Origin of the sequence: Amorphus sp. 3PC139-8 (assembly GCF_040750475.1) — a bacterium.
In the GTDB taxonomy this organism is placed as follows: domain Bacteria; phylum Pseudomonadota; class Alphaproteobacteria; order Rhizobiales; family Amorphaceae; genus Amorphus.
On sequence record NZ_JABJVY010000011.1, the window covers coordinates 23,064 to 35,363 of the forward strand.

Annotated in this window: 20 protein-coding genes; 4 read left to right on the forward strand and 16 right to left on the reverse strand. The window is 67.9% G+C overall.

From position 1 onward, the window contains the following. The 4 genes from HNS03_RS12020 to HNS03_RS12035 are packed head-to-tail and all read left to right on the forward strand — an operon-like array spanning position 1 to position 1,456. Entirely contained in the window at positions 1–417 is a 417-nt protein-coding gene (locus tag HNS03_RS12020; protein WP_367195569.1) for a hypothetical protein, read from the forward strand. Next, entirely contained in the window at positions 414–671 is a 258-nt protein-coding gene (locus HNS03_RS12025) for a hypothetical protein (protein ID WP_367195570.1), read from the forward strand. The genes HNS03_RS12020 and HNS03_RS12025 overlap by 4 nt, the downstream gene beginning before the upstream one ends. Continuing rightward, positions 668–1,165, forward strand: a complete 498-nt coding sequence (locus HNS03_RS12030; RefSeq protein WP_367195572.1) for a hypothetical protein — start codon at positions 668–670, stop codon at positions 1,163–1,165. Before HNS03_RS12025 ends, HNS03_RS12030 begins: the two co-directional genes overlap by 4 nt. Before the next feature lie 12 nt (positions 1,166–1,177). Continuing rightward, on the forward strand, positions 1,178–1,456 hold the full coding sequence (locus HNS03_RS12035; RefSeq protein WP_367195574.1) for a hypothetical protein: 279 nt from the start codon (positions 1,178–1,180) through the stop codon (positions 1,454–1,456). Positions 1,457–1,524: 68 nt separating this feature from the next. Here the strand turns inward: HNS03_RS12035 and HNS03_RS12040 are convergent, their stop codons facing one another. From HNS03_RS12040 to HNS03_RS12115, 16 genes are all read right to left on the reverse strand, one after another. Then, the gene (locus HNS03_RS12040) at positions 1,525–1,851 is read right to left on the reverse strand and encodes a hypothetical protein (protein WP_367195575.1); all 327 of its coding nucleotides are present in this window, start codon (positions 1,849–1,851) and stop codon (positions 1,525–1,527) included. Further along, positions 1,851–2,105: a hypothetical protein gene (locus tag HNS03_RS12045; RefSeq protein WP_367195576.1), complete on the reverse strand. Its 255-nt coding sequence runs from the start codon at positions 2,103–2,105 to the stop codon at positions 1,851–1,853. The genes HNS03_RS12040 and HNS03_RS12045 overlap by 1 nt, the downstream gene beginning before the upstream one ends. Further along, positions 2,017–2,259 (reverse strand): hypothetical protein, encoded by a 243-nt coding sequence (locus HNS03_RS12050; protein ID WP_367195577.1) that lies wholly within the window; start codon positions 2,257–2,259, stop codon positions 2,017–2,019. The genes HNS03_RS12045 and HNS03_RS12050 overlap by 89 nt, the downstream gene beginning before the upstream one ends. Beyond that, positions 2,249–2,695, reverse strand: a complete 447-nt coding sequence (locus HNS03_RS12055) for a hypothetical protein (RefSeq protein WP_367195578.1) — start codon at positions 2,693–2,695, stop codon at positions 2,249–2,251. Before HNS03_RS12055 ends, HNS03_RS12050 begins: the two co-directional genes overlap by 11 nt. A gap of 85 nt (positions 2,696–2,780) precedes the next feature. Continuing rightward, entirely contained in the window at positions 2,781–3,749 is a 969-nt protein-coding gene (locus HNS03_RS12060; protein ID WP_367195579.1) for an N-acetylmuramidase domain-containing protein, read from the reverse strand. A 127-nt stretch (positions 3,750–3,876) separates the two neighbouring features. Beyond that, positions 3,877–4,281 carry a hypothetical protein gene (locus tag HNS03_RS12065; protein WP_367195581.1) on the reverse strand — a complete coding sequence of 135 codons (405 nt, stop codon included), beginning with the start codon at positions 4,279–4,281 and terminating at the stop codon, positions 3,877–3,879. Next, complete coding sequence (locus HNS03_RS12070; protein ID WP_367195582.1) at positions 4,278–5,390, reverse strand: hypothetical protein; 1,113 nt, start codon at positions 5,388–5,390, stop codon at positions 4,278–4,280. Before HNS03_RS12070 ends, HNS03_RS12065 begins: the two co-directional genes overlap by 4 nt. A 1-nt stretch (position 5,391) precedes the next feature. Next, a complete protein-coding gene (locus HNS03_RS12075) occupies positions 5,392–5,655 on the reverse strand; it encodes a hypothetical protein (protein ID WP_367195583.1) in 264 nt (87 codons plus the stop codon). 70 nt (positions 5,656–5,725) lie between these two features. Further along, entirely contained in the window at positions 5,726–5,947 is a 222-nt protein-coding gene (locus tag HNS03_RS12080; protein WP_367195584.1) for a hypothetical protein, read from the reverse strand. Between the two features lie 15 nt (positions 5,948–5,962). Continuing rightward, positions 5,963–7,042: a DUF2793 domain-containing protein gene (locus HNS03_RS12085; RefSeq protein WP_367195586.1), complete on the reverse strand. Its 1,080-nt coding sequence runs from the start codon at positions 7,040–7,042 to the stop codon at positions 5,963–5,965. 3 nt (positions 7,043–7,045) lie between these two features. Then, positions 7,046–7,672, reverse strand: coding sequence for a YmfQ family protein (locus tag HNS03_RS12090; protein ID WP_367195588.1), 627 nt, complete (start codon positions 7,670–7,672; stop codon positions 7,046–7,048). Positions 7,673–7,786: 114 nt separating this feature from the next. Next, positions 7,787–8,866 (reverse strand): baseplate J/gp47 family protein, encoded by a 1,080-nt coding sequence (locus HNS03_RS12095; protein ID WP_367195589.1) that lies wholly within the window; start codon positions 8,864–8,866, stop codon positions 7,787–7,789. A gap of 71 nt (positions 8,867–8,937) precedes the next feature. Next, positions 8,938–9,465, reverse strand: a complete 528-nt coding sequence (locus HNS03_RS12100) for a phage GP46 family protein (RefSeq protein ID WP_367195590.1) — start codon at positions 9,463–9,465, stop codon at positions 8,938–8,940. 129 nt (positions 9,466–9,594) lie between these two features. Further along, on the reverse strand, positions 9,595–10,101 hold the full coding sequence (locus tag HNS03_RS12105) for a phage baseplate assembly protein (RefSeq protein ID WP_367195592.1): 507 nt from the start codon (positions 10,099–10,101) through the stop codon (positions 9,595–9,597). Positions 10,102–10,241: 140 nt separating this feature from the next. After that, positions 10,242–11,411, reverse strand: a complete 1,170-nt coding sequence (locus HNS03_RS12110) for a phage baseplate assembly protein (protein WP_367195593.1) — start codon at positions 11,409–11,411, stop codon at positions 10,242–10,244. A 225-nt stretch (positions 11,412–11,636) separates the two neighbouring features. Continuing rightward, a complete protein-coding gene (locus HNS03_RS12115) occupies positions 11,637–12,290 on the reverse strand; it encodes a hypothetical protein (protein ID WP_367195595.1) in 654 nt (217 codons plus the stop codon). Between the last annotated feature and the right edge of the window lie 10 nt (positions 12,291–12,300).

Consider the following 12,300-nt stretch of genomic DNA (forward strand, 5'->3'; position numbering starts at 1 on the left):
ATGGACAATACCGAAACGGCCCGGCAAGACCATGCCGCGCGACACACGGGCGAGGACGCGCTGCAGCTCATCCGCGGATGGGTGCTCGGACACGCCGCCCAGCTCCTGCAATGGGAAGCGGAGGCCAAGCGCTACGAAGACATGGCGATCGAGATCATTGCCCGCGGCATGACGGGCGACAGCGCGCCGTGCATCCCGACCTTCGATGGCCGGGGCGGCACCTTTGACCCGGTGTCGGATCAAGAGACCGGATATTACGCCCCACAGACGACGCAAGCCCCGAAAGGGCTATCGGAAGGCGAGCACGCCCGCTTTGCAAAGCAATGGCACGTCAGCCGCTTCCTGCACACGGCCGCCCATCTTCGTCGCGATGCGGAGGCGCCGGGCTGGGCGATCCGGGAAAAGGCGCCCGAATGACCGGCGACGAGCTGCGCGACGCCCGCCGCCGCCTGGGCGAAATGTGGGGGCTCGGCCGACCGCTCCGAATGAGCGAAATGGGGCGCGCGCTCCGGCTCCAGGGGCGCGACCCCGGCGCGACCGTCCGCGATTGGGAGCGAAAAGACGCGATATCCGGCCCGGTGTCCGTCGCCGTCGACCTGATGCTCGCCGGAACCATGCCGCCCGACCCGATCGAGGCCATTGTGCTTTATGAAAGCGGCTCCGCGACATGATCGACCTCTCCGCCCCGCTGCAGGACTGGATGCCGACCGCCTGGTACGGCGGCTATCTCTCCGGCCTGCCGGATCTGTGTGTCGGCCGCTGGCCCGACGCGATCGCCCGCGCGCACGGCCAGCGCTGGAAAGCCTGGATCGTCACCAATGCGACGGAGACAAAGCGACTGACGGCGGCGCTCGCGCAGCCGGTGCCGCGCAAGGGGCCGGCCCTTGATTTTGCGGCGGGACCGGACGCGGCCGTCCGCAAGCCGGTGCGCCAAGCCGACGATTTCGTGGCGCTCTACGCGCCGCCGGCGGAAGGCTGGCCGTGGATCACCTTGGTGAGCCTGACACTGTCGCCGGCCGCCGCCGCCGAGCTCGGGGCCGCCCGCGGGCGCTACACATGGGACGCCGACGACACTGAAGCCGCCGCGCTCGACCGCATCGCTCGGCTGCGGTCCATGACGCCGGGCGCTCCGGTCCACCTTCCCGACCGCTCCGCGGGGCATTGAGGAATGACGCACATGCGATCGCGTGACCTCCTCAAATTGCTGACGCGCATCAGGACCAGCCACCCGCACGCCTCCCTGGTCTATGCGCAGCTGATCATGGCGCTCGAGACCAGAGGCGTGGTGCCGCTCGCCGCCCTTTGCAGCGAATTCGGGCGCGACCCGAACAGCTCCACCGTCAATGGAGCGATCCGCCGCCTGGAGCAGATGGGTGTCGTCGTCGTCGATCGCCCGGGCATGCGCAGTCAGGGCTACACCGTCCGGCTGTCGGACGATCCGCTCACCCACCCCTGAAACGCGAAAACCGCCCGGCCGAAGCCGGGCGGAGTGAGCGAAGCGGATCGAAATACCGGGCAGCCCGATCAACTGCCCCTCGCCCATTTCAGGAAATAGTCCCAGATCAGCACGAGCGTGCCAGCCGCGCCGATCGCTGCAATGCCCCACCCGAAAATCATCTTCTGCGCTTTGCTCATGACGGTGATCGGCTCGAGCATCGATTCCAGCTTCGCGAAGCGCTCTCGCGTCTCGCGCCGAAATTCGCTGAGCTCTTTCCCCTGCCGGTTCCGCTCGACCTCGGCCGCCTCGACCCTGGCACGCTGATAGGAATGGCTGCTTTCCAGCTTCGCGAGCCGATCGGAGATCGTGCCGAGAGAATGCTGCGTGATCGGATCAATCCCGTCTTCCGGCATCACTCCTCCCCACGCAAGATCCGCACGCCATCATCCAGGCGCTCCCATTCCGTCGCCAGCACGTCCAGGCCGGGATCGGGCTGGGCGCGCTCCAGATAGTCCGCGATCGCCCGTAGCCGATCGGGCGGCGTCGGCGCGGGGCAGAGACCGGCGAGCGCCGTCCGATCAGCCGCCGTCCCCGATCCGCTCGCGCAGCCGGCGAGCGACATCGCCAGCGCCGCCGCGATCGCGAGCGTCATTTGCGCGCTGCGCATCTGCAATCTCCTGGATGGTGTGGGACGTCTCGCGCGCGGCGTCGGCCGCGCCCGCCTCGCGCAATGCCTGGGCGGCCCGCCAATCCGAGATCAGCCCCCGAATCAGCGGCGCCAGAAAGCCGGTCAGAAAGGCCGACAGAGCCTCAAGCAGCATCGGGCACGTCCTGGAGCATCGATCCCAAGCGAGCTTCCAGGAGATCGCCCAGGCGATCGGGCGTCAGCTTGAAGTGCCGCACGGCATCGGGCGCATAGTCCTGGACGTAGCGCACCCCCTCCGCGACGACGGCGGAGCGGAGATCAATCGACGTGCGATCCGCCGCCTTGTCGACGGAGGCCAGGCCGCGCATCACACCATTCATAAGCGCCGATTGCAGCGCCTCGCGATGCTTCGCCTCGATCGACAGGCCGAACATTTTATTGACCCGCATCGACAGCCAGCCAAGCGCGGCCGCCACCAGGATGCCGGCGACCTCGACGACGTAAGGCCGCAGGATCTCCCAGAAGCCGGCGACCGGGACGCTCGTGTCCTGGGCGAAGGCCGGGCCGGCGAGCGTGCAAGCGGCGAGGATCAGGCAAAGAAGAAGGCGCATCGGGTCTCTCCAATGAAAAAGCCGCCTCGCGGGCGGCATCGGGGGATGAAAATGAGGGAGGGGATCAGTCGCCGCCGGAGCGGCTTCACGCCGCCTTGGCGATGATCAGCGCTTCCTCGACGTCGTCGCGAATCCGCTCCAGAAGCGTCGTGAGGGCAGCCGCCCCCTCGCCGGCCGACGGCACCTTGGCAAGCGCGGCCTCGAGCGCGGCCATGGTCTCGTCGCCGGCCCAGCCATCGGTCGTGATGCCGGCGGCGCGCTGGAAATCGCGCACGGCCGCCTCCGTCGACGGGCCGAAATCGCCGTCGATCCGGCCGGTGTAGAAGCCGAGCGTCGCGAGATCGTCCTGTAGCGCCCGCACCTGAGCACCGGCGGCGCCCCGGCCGAGCGCGACCGTGCTCGCCTCGATCGCGGCGTTGTCGTTGGCCGACTGATCCGGGTCCCAGGGGGTGTCGCGGATGCCCTGCCACCGCGCGAACGCGCTCGCGAGCTTCAGGTGATAGCGGTTCTTGGCGTAGCCGGCGCCGTTGTAGCCACGGGCAAAGCCGCTCCAGTCGTGGCGGCGCAGCTCGTCGTCGAGCCCCGCCGACCGGATGAAATCCACCATGGCGGCAAGGTGCGCGTCCTCGTCGGCCATGAAGGCGCGCACCATCGCCTCGGGGCTGTCGTAGCCGGCGAGTGCGTGATTGAAGCCCATCACCTGGCCGAGCCCCCAGGAGGCGCTGCGCAGCGCCGCCCGGGCGTTGATCGTCATCGCCGCCCTGAGGCGCGGATAGCTGTCTTTCGGATAGGGCTGCGCGCCCCATTTGGAATAGGCGAGCCCCTGGCGCACGGCTTCCTTGCGCTCCGCCCCGGAAAGCTCGCGGTAGAAAATATGCGGCTCGAACAGCATTTTCGGCCGGCCGGCACTGTCGAAGCCGCGGCCGTTGCCGGTCTCAACGTCGATGACCGCGTGAATCTCGTCCTCACCGACGCCGATTTCGGCGCCGATGCGGGGCAAATCGATATCCTCGAGGCGCTTGGCCGCGCCCCGGAAATCTCCCAGGTCGATCATCAGGATCTCCGATGTCAGGAATCAAAAGCCCGGCAGAAGCGCCGGGCGAAAAAGTGGGAACCGGTTTTTCGAGGCATCCGGCGCGACAGGAAGGATCGGCCGGGCGAAAAGCGGGCGTCTGGGCGGATCAGAGCGGATCTGGGTCGATCAGGGATAGACCGAGCGCACCCTCGACGGCCGCCATCGCCTCATCGGTATCGTCATGGACAATCGCCACGATATGCGCGGGATCGGCCGGTGTTGGCTCGTCGTAGACGCGTAGCAGCGCTTGTGCCCGCAGCGCCGCATTCAGATCTGCCTCGAAAGGGTTGGGCAGGAGTGTGAGGTCACTTTCCGCAATCTCCCGGAATCCGGCCGTGACCAGAAATGTCGGCCGAGCGTACCGGACGCCGCTGCCATCTTGATAAATGACGTCGTCGAATACCTGATCGTCGTACGCCGTCCGGCCGACCAGGAGACCGAGCTGGGCGCCAGCCGCTGCCAGTGACGCGGGGCAGGCAATCGTCACGCGATGCGTGTATGCGCTGATCATGACGGCAGCCTGTAGAGATCGGTGATCTGATCACGCTCGGCGGGGGTAAGGGCGCGGTCGATCATAAAGCCCTTGGTCAGGAAAAGGGATTTTGGGCCATATGTATTAAGATTGGCCCCCAAACGGGTCATGGTAGACCCTACAGGGTTGTCCCATTGCCAGATGACCGATGATCCCGCTTTGAGAGCGTTCCGAAAACCGTCCCGAGATAGTCCAGATAACGGTATTGCAGCACCATCTATCCAGCAAGCTTCTGGGGTGCCTGCACTACCGGTCGCAAGGTTAGTATTGCCATCACCTAATATAGCTATCATTTGATATTGCGTGCTACTTGTGGGGCTAGAAAGGCCCAACGTAACATTGGGCACATCCGCCGGATCGTAGGCAAATGCCATCGTCGTGGTGCCGGACGGCATAGCTTGCGGGAATGTGACAAAATCGTCGTCATCCCACACCGCACGAGGCCGCCCAGCGCTGTCGAGGCCGAGTGTCGGGCGATACGCGCTGACCGTCTGAGTGGCGTGATTGCCGGGGAGGCGACGGACGGAAATGTCACTGATGGTCCCCGTCCACCCGCTCCCCTCCGCCCTGAAAAAAAGGCCGACGGATGCACCATCGTCAGCATAGAGCACTGCCCGAAACGTTCCCGAGATCTCAGGGATAGCGCCGATGATTTTGCCGTTAAATCGGAAGGTAAGATTCCCACCGCTCTCACGCTCTACAGAGAAAGTCACTAAGTAATACCCAGGCGGATATGTGTCAGTCCGGGCGAAAGTCGTAAAAGCTGGCGCGGCAGCTTGGATTTCTCCGTCCGAAACGGTGGCACCATTTAAGATAAATGCCCCATCATTTACCAGCTCCGGCCCCAGCCCTGTAAATCGCCCGTCACGCCACCCCGCCCCGCGCGACAGGTCGAGCCAGAAAGCGGATGGATCGCCGGTGCCGGCCGGTATCGTCGCGGTGTAATCCTGAAAAGACGTCACCCACTCGTGGTCATAGGTGAGGCCGGCCTCCCCCGCCGCGAAGAATGGGACGAGGGGATACGGCCTCGCATCCCCCGCCCCCAATCCAAACGGATTGAGCGTGAACGGATTGAGCACGCCGGTCATTTTACTGCGCCAGCACGCGCACGGCGTTTTCCGCCGCCAGGAGCGACCGCGCCCAGAGCGCCTTTTCGAAGCTGCGCGGCAGACCGGGCATGTGCGGATATTCCAGCACCAGGAAGGCCATGTCGCCGATCTCCGGCTCGGTGTCCGCCGTCTTGATCGCGACGGCCTGACTCGTCGCCATCTGGATCACGACATCGGCGGCGCCGCTGGTCAGCGGCGTCCACGCCCCATCGGTCAGCTCCACATAGGTCCATGTCTCGGCCATCAGGGCCTCCTTAGATTTTTTCGCTCGCGCCAGCTCGCGTTGCACGCCGCTGCGCGGGCGCGACCGACGATCAATCGGCGTAGACTTCCGGCCGGAAATTCGGCCGCTCGATTTCGGGCACCGAGAATTCCCCGTCCTGATAGGACATCCCGCACTGGACATCCGCCCCGGAAGGCACTTCGACGAAGTGAAATTTCGGATGAAAAATCGTAACGCCGGGAATTTGCATGTCATCCAACTGGACGATTTCCATGACGTATCCGTCAGGCGATATGCGCGCCCAAGTCTTCATGGGGACAACCTCTCTCTAATACAGGACATAAAGGGCACCATCTTGGCCGCGACCGCCATCCTGCGCCGTGGCTGCGGCCCAAATGCCGCCGCCGCCGGACCCGGGAGCGAGCCCATTGACGGCCGGATCGGTCGAGGTCGCCGTCCGACCCCCGCCCCCAAAAAATGACGCGCCGCCATATCCGCCCGGCGTAAGCGACGACTGATTATTGCCGTCACCGCCAGGGGAGCCGTAGAGATTGAGCTGGCCGCCAGCACCGAGCCCAGGGGCGCCCCCGGCAGACGATGCGCTGCCCACTCGACCGCCGGACCCGCCTGTCGCCGACAGCCACGGCCCGAATGAGGTCGTGCCGCCGCCGAAGGCGACCCATCCATCGACGCCCTCACCACCGATGCCACCCTCGCCGACGATGACGGTGATGTCGGCGCCCGGTGTGACGTCGATCCAGCCCTCGGTGTAGCCCCCGGAGCCACCGCCGCCGCCAGCCGCATTCAGCCCGGGCGCACTCCCGGCGCCGCCAGCGCCGCCGCCCACAAGCTTCGGGAAGACCCTCGTCGTGTCGTCGGGGACTGTGAACGTGTAGCTTCCGCCCACGGTGTAGCTCTGGATTCGCGTCTGCACGCCGGGCACGCGCGCCCAGGCCGTGCCCGTGAAATAAAGCGGGGTATACGCGCCGCTATCGACGAAGGTCGCCAGCTCGCCGGCGCGAGGCGGGACGAAGACCCATGCCTCGTCCAGATAGAGCGCGATCGCATGATCGTGGCCCGCCCAGGCGCCCGATCCGCTTGGCTTCACGATGTAAATATCGCCCTCGGTCGGAGACCCAGGCGGAGACGATTGCCACCCCTTGACCGGGATATTGGCGAGGCGCAGCACCGATTGCGCGAGCTGACTGAGATCGGTGTGCGACGGCACCAGGCCTGCAGCCCGCTCGATCGCGACCAGCTCTTTCATGGGATGCGCGAAGGCTTCCGCCGGCGGATAGACGCCGGTCTGCCCGGTGTCCGGATTGGCGTTGATCCAGTCGGCCTCGCGCGCCGTGCCGTACCCTTTGACCGCCTTGGTCGCGGTGTCGAACCCGCCGACAATGTCCATCAGCTAGACTCCGGTGTAGGAAAAAATGAGCGTGGTGTGGGCGGGCTTGGCGCGCTGCAGCACGCACTCCAGATCCGCCGCCCGGGCGATCCGGCAGAGCGGATCCTGCCCGCAGGCGGACAACCCGACCTCGAACCAGGTGAGACGGGGACCGGGGACCGTGACGGTCCAGGTGTAGCGATTGAGCGGCGCGCCGACCTCCCAATAGGGATCGCCGCACGCCGACCGCCCGCATTCGAAAGGCGAGAATTCCGTGATCTCGATCGCGTAGCCGAGGGAGGCCGCCAGCGCCGTCATGTAGGCGCGGCTTTGCCCGCCGCGCGCGGCGAATTTCGCCTCCACAGCCTGTTGCCGCTCGCGCAGCGACAGCGACGCGGTCGGAAAGCACGGGTCCGGCAATCCGGCGGTCGCTTCCCATTCCGGCAGGAGCTCTATCGCCGTGCCGGGATAGGACTCCCGCTCCAACAGGTCGGCGTCCCGCCGCGCCACCCACGCCCAGATGGCGGCATAGGCGGCCACGAGATCGGCCATCGCCGACCGCTCGGCGAGCGGCCACGCCCAGCCGCGCGGCAACAGCTGGCTCAGCGCGGCGGCAAACGCCGCCTCGCCCCATCGAACAAATCGCTTCATGATGTTAGGTCTGTCGGCCTTTGTTGGAGACCTCCAACCAGCGCGCGACCGCGCGCCGGCCGGTCAGGCCGCGCCCGCGCAGCCGTGAGCGAAGCGAACTGGCGTGAGCGAAAATCACGAGTACGTCACATCGCCCAGCACGGCGATTTCGCCGGCCGCGCAGGTCGTATCCGCCAAGCCCGGAATGGTGTGGTGGCGCTCGCCCACCGCCGCCGACACCGCCTCGGAAATCCACGCCCCCCAGAAGGTGCCGCCGGGCACCGCCTTGGCGCGAAACGCGGCGGCGAGATTGGCGGCGATCTCGGCGCGCACCTCCGGCGTGTCGCTCTCCAGGTCCGAAATCTCCACGTCGACCGCCTTGGCCGCCGGCGCCTCGACGAACAGGTCGCGCACCGTCACCGGCCGAACGGTGTCGATATAAGCTTTCACCAGCGCGAGGTCGGCCGTCGTCGGAATGCCCGACTGATTCGCGCGCAGATCGTCCATCATGATGCGCACGGTCTCGGTGCCCACACCGAGCTGTTGCCCCGCCGACCAGGCCCGCGTGACATTCGACGACGCCTCTTTCGCCCATTGCACGTAGTCGGCAGCGTTGCCGCCGTGGGGCGGTTCCTGGATCCGCGCGATCATCCGGCCCTTGGCCGCGGCATCGCGCTCGGCTTCCGCGCCGCCGGCAAAGCCGGGCGCAGCCACCACCGCCCGCGCGTCGACACCCTCCGGCACCGAGACGAACGACAGCCCCACGCCCGCCTCGTGATTGCCGGCCGTGCCGGTCGCGCCGGCGGCGGCGGGCAGCGACAGGGTGCCCGCTCCGCCGATCGTCCCGCCCGTGGTCACCACCACCTCGAGGCTGGTCTCGCCGATGACGGTCAGCGCCGTCCCGGTGTCCACGCTCGACCCAGTGGCCCCGGTGACCGTGATGGTCCCGGTCGCGGCGGCGGCCGGAATGCGCGGCACGGCCAGCCAAAGATCGAGCCAGCGCTGCAGCGGCGCGCCCTCGGCCGTGAGGGGGATCACCATCCGGGCGACCCAGCCCTGATAGCGGAAATGCAAGTGCGCCAGGCCCGCCACGCCGTCCGCCAGCGCCCGCGTCATGGATTTGGGCAAAAGCAGCGTGGCGGCTTCGGACGCGCCGCGCACCCGGTCGCGCACGACCGTCCGGAGCTCGGGAAGCGCTGGAATGTCAAAGGCCATGAATTTCACTCCGCTCATTCCCGCGAAAGCGGGAATCCATGGTGAGTCAGACGCTTTCCGAGGCTAAGGCCCTACGCAAAATCACTCCAAAGCGGCGCGAAGTGCGCGACGACGGCGGACCCGTCCCGCTGATAGGCGACGATGCGCGCGACCAGCACGCCGTCGGCACCCCGGAGCTGGGCGATGTCGATCGTCTCCAGGCCGCTCGCCAAATCGCGCCAGAGACAAGCGACATCGAAGCGCGCGACGGCGGCGACGGCCGGATCGGCCATCCACGCGATTGCCTCGCGCACATAGGTCTCGGCCCGCGTCCGCGTCGCCGGCACCCGCTTTTCGCGGGAAAGCAGCCACAGCCGAGAGCCGATCATCGCCGCGCCCGGTCCCCAGATTTCTTCGGCGTCCTGATCCGCCCACCATCCGCGCCGGTCGGTGCTGCCGTCCGGAATGACGTCGTCGGCCTCGGCCAGACGGTCGGTAAAGAGCGAAATCACAAGCGCGGTCACCAGATCGTGGCCGGTCTCATAGAGCCCGGTCGCGGGATCGATGACGACGTCCGCGCGCGCCTCGCCCGCAGACCACGCCACGCGGATGTCAGGCATCTATTTCCTCCCTGTCGGGTTTCCCGCTCCACGCCTCTTGCGAGATCGCCCCACCAGCGCGCGACTGCGCGCCGGCCGGTCAGGCCGCGCCCGCGCAGCCGTGAGCGCAGCGAACTGGCGTGAGCGAAATTAAATCACCCCCCAGATCACGTTGGACGGTCCGGCTTCGGTCATCATCCGCAACGGCGCGGGCGCCTCGCCCATGTCGATCCGACCGTCGGAGACCTTGAAAACCGTCCCTTTGACGTCGATCAGCACCGATTGCTCCGACTGGACGGTGACCGGCAGCGGCGACAGGATCTCCACCCGCGCCGCCGCAAGCCGGATCACCTGGCCCTGGCCATCGTAAAGCGCGACCTCGCCCGCCGCCCCGCCGACGGGACGCACCCCGCGCTGCCCGACGCCGAGCACCATCGGATGCGAGCGCTCGGACCCGACAAAGCCGACGACGAGCTCCGATCCGGCCGGCGGATGCGTCGTCAGACCATAGCCCTCGATCCGCTCGACGCCGGACAGCCGCTCGCCGGAGAGCAGCCGCACCTGCATTTCCTGCATGTGCGGCCCGTCGTCGGTGCGCACCAGCGTGCCCCGCGCGAATGCGTTCAACACCCTCGGGCCAAGAGGTCCACGATGCATTGCTTGTCTCCCGGTCGGGGCCTTACGGCCCTTCTCGCCTCTTGCGAGATCGCCCCACCAGCGCGCGACTGCGCGCCGGCCGGTCAGGCCGCGCCCGCGCAGCCGTGAGCGCAGCGAACTGGCGTGAGCGAGATAGAATTTTACTTCGCCAATTCCGCCGGCTTGCTCTCAGACCAAATCCGATCGGGCTCGAAGCCGTCCGGTGCGATCCCCGGCACCGCGCGGCCGCGCTTCGCCGCCGTGCCGCTGGCCCCCGTAGCCGCATCCCCGCTTTCGGAGGCGGCTGCCGCCGGCTTGGTCGCGTCCAGGGCCTCCGGCGGCACCAGCGACAGGGCGACCAGCTCGCCGTTTTGATCGTCGAGCGTCCAACGCACGTCGCGCACCACCATCTCCCGGTCGATCGCCAGTGTCGGCGAGGTCGCGTCGACCCGGTCGCCGGCGTCCCAAAGCAATCCGTCGTCGCGCCGCCAGCCCTGGAGCGTGACGTCCATTTCCACCGATTCCGCCGCCCGCACCGTCGCCTCCCAATCGGCGCGCAGCCGGGCGCCGGCGCGGTCGAGCGGCTCCTCCGCCACGATCACCAGCGGGCGATAGGCGCCGACATTGACGTCGGGCACCCGCGCCTCGATCTCGCTCGTCTCGGCGCCGGAGACCCCGTCGCGCCCCGGCCGCTGCGCCTTGACCACGATTTCGGAGTGCCGCGCCTGGCTGCGATCGATCGACGAGCCGGCCTTGATGTGCACGCCCTCGACGATCTGCGCTTTCGGCCGATCGGAAATCCCCCGATCGCAGACCACCCGCCCGTCGGCGGCTTCATGCACCCATCGTCCGCGCTGGCGCGACAGACGCTCGATCAGCTCCCACGCGCTTTCGCCCGGCAGCGCGACCACGGACGGAAACGCCGGCCCCGGATCGCCCACGAAGTCGAGCGCCAGGCCGAAGGGCGAGAGCACCGTGGCGATCACCTGATCCAGGGTCCGGCCCCTGAGCTGCCCCCCATCGGGCAGGATGACGGAGGAATCGATCGCACCCGCCATCGATCCCCGTCCCCGCGCGGTGACCTGGTGCGTCTCGGCATCGAATGCCCGCGCGACCTCGTCGATCTTGCCGGTGATCGCCACCAGGTCGGACAGCACCAGCTCCGCGTCGACGCCCGAGCGCAGAACGCGGTTGGAAAAGGCCGCCGGCACGCGCGCCGCTTCCGTCACCTCGAGGGTGAATTGCGCGGTCGCATCCCGCACCGAGCGCGACGCCTCGAAGCGAATCCAGTCGCCAAATTCGAAATCCGCGATGCGGATGATAAGGGTCATCTAGCGATTGTCCTCACGGCGCACGGGCCTTCGGCCCTGCATCCGGACAGGGCGCGCCATATCCTCACGCCCCGGTCCGGGCTGCGCCCGTCCGCGCCGCTTGGGGCGCGACGGCCGGCAAGAGCCGAGGAGCGGCAACGCCGCGACCGGGATTGCGAATCGGCCGCCCCCGCGGAGCCGTGCGCGCAGCGCACTGGCGTGAGCGAGTTAAGCCGACGGACACACTCATGCGCTCAAAACACTTAGCTCATTCGGCATAAACGCCGGGTGGACCACGCCATTTTCCGTGGCGATTTCCTCCGCCCGGCCGGCGTCCTGATAGACCAGATGGGCGACCGCGAGCGACGGCAGATTGGCCGAGAGCCGCAGGGCCCGCCGCCTGGGCAGCACCCGCAGCGTCCCGGCCAGATAGGTGGTGATCGCCGCCTGCAGACCAATCATCGCGCGCCAGTGCGCACCGTCGTCGACATCGGCAATCGCATCCTCGACCGCCGCGAAGCGGTCCGAGATCCGCGCCATCAGCGCCTCGCCCTCGTCGACGGAGCGCAGCGGCTCGCCCGGCACCGCGGCGCCGAGCGTGGCGAGCAGGGCGCAGACGGCCACGGTGCGCGCAGCGACCGCGCCACCGCCCGCCGCCGTGACGGCCGAAAGGCGGTCAAGGGCGAGCTCCGCAGCGCTGACGTCGAGCCCGTCGGCGGAGAGCGCGGCCGAGATCGCCGCCCAGCGGGTGCCGAGCGTCGCCCCGGCGACCACGGTCTCGGCCTCGGCCAGGAGAGCCGCGCAGAGCGGCCGCGCGGTCCCGTCGGAGGGCGAGAGCGCCGCCACCACGGCGGCCGTCGCGCGCACCGTCTCCTCTTGCTCGGTGGCAAGATAGGTCATTCAGATCCTC

Bases quoted from the DNA above. Each gene is read 5' to 3' on its own strand.
- HNS03_RS12035 (WP_367195574.1), top strand. From the start codon at position 1,178: ATGCGATCGCGTGACCTCCTCAAATTGCTGACGCGCATCAGGACCAGC.
- HNS03_RS12030 (WP_367195572.1), top strand. From the start codon at position 668: ATGATCGACCTCTCCGCCCCGCTGCAGGACTGGATGCCGACCGCCTGG.
- HNS03_RS12115 (WP_367195595.1), bottom strand. From the start codon at position 12,290: ATGACCTATCTTGCCACCGAGCAAGAGGAGACGGTGCGCGCGACGGCC.
- HNS03_RS12070 (WP_367195582.1), bottom strand. From the start codon at position 5,390: ATGACCGGCGTGCTCAATCCGTTCACGCTCAATCCGTTTGGATTGGGG.
- HNS03_RS12110 (WP_367195593.1), bottom strand. From the start codon at position 11,411: ATGACCCTTATCATCCGCATCGCGGATTTCGAATTTGGCGACTGGATT.
- HNS03_RS12025 (WP_367195570.1), top strand. From the start codon at position 414: ATGACCGGCGACGAGCTGCGCGACGCCCGCCGCCGCCTGGGCGAAATG.
- HNS03_RS12080 (WP_367195584.1), bottom strand. From the start codon at position 5,947: ATGAAGACTTGGGCGCGCATATCGCCTGACGGATACGTCATGGAAATC.
- HNS03_RS12105 (WP_367195592.1), bottom strand. From the start codon at position 10,101: ATGCATCGTGGACCTCTTGGCCCGAGGGTGTTGAACGCATTCGCGCGG.
- HNS03_RS12020 (WP_367195569.1), top strand. From the start codon at position 1: ATGGACAATACCGAAACGGCCCGGCAAGACCATGCCGCGCGACACACG.
- HNS03_RS12045 (WP_367195576.1), bottom strand. From the start codon at position 2,105: ATGCGCAGCGCGCAAATGACGCTCGCGATCGCGGCGGCGCTGGCGATG.
- HNS03_RS12065 (WP_367195581.1), bottom strand. From the start codon at position 4,281: ATGATCAGCGCATACACGCATCGCGTGACGATTGCCTGCCCCGCGTCA.
- HNS03_RS12095 (WP_367195589.1), bottom strand. From the start codon at position 8,866: ATGGCCTTTGACATTCCAGCGCTTCCCGAGCTCCGGACGGTCGTGCGC.
- HNS03_RS12055 (WP_367195578.1), bottom strand. From the start codon at position 2,695: ATGCGCCTTCTTCTTTGCCTGATCCTCGCCGCTTGCACGCTCGCCGGC.
- HNS03_RS12050 (WP_367195577.1), bottom strand. From the start codon at position 2,259: ATGCTGCTTGAGGCTCTGTCGGCCTTTCTGACCGGCTTTCTGGCGCCG.
- HNS03_RS12075 (WP_367195583.1), bottom strand. From the start codon at position 5,655: ATGGCCGAGACATGGACCTATGTGGAGCTGACCGATGGGGCGTGGACG.
- HNS03_RS12100 (WP_367195590.1), bottom strand. From the start codon at position 9,465: ATGCCTGACATCCGCGTGGCGTGGTCTGCGGGCGAGGCGCGCGCGGAC.
- HNS03_RS12060 (WP_367195579.1), bottom strand. From the start codon at position 3,749: ATGATCGACCTGGGAGATTTCCGGGGCGCGGCCAAGCGCCTCGAGGAT.
- HNS03_RS12040 (WP_367195575.1), bottom strand. From the start codon at position 1,851: ATGCCGGAAGACGGGATTGATCCGATCACGCAGCATTCTCTCGGCACG.
- HNS03_RS12085 (WP_367195586.1), bottom strand. From the start codon at position 7,042: ATGGACATTGTCGGCGGGTTCGACACCGCGACCAAGGCGGTCAAAGGG.
- HNS03_RS12090 (WP_367195588.1), bottom strand. From the start codon at position 7,672: ATGAAGCGATTTGTTCGATGGGGCGAGGCGGCGTTTGCCGCCGCGCTG.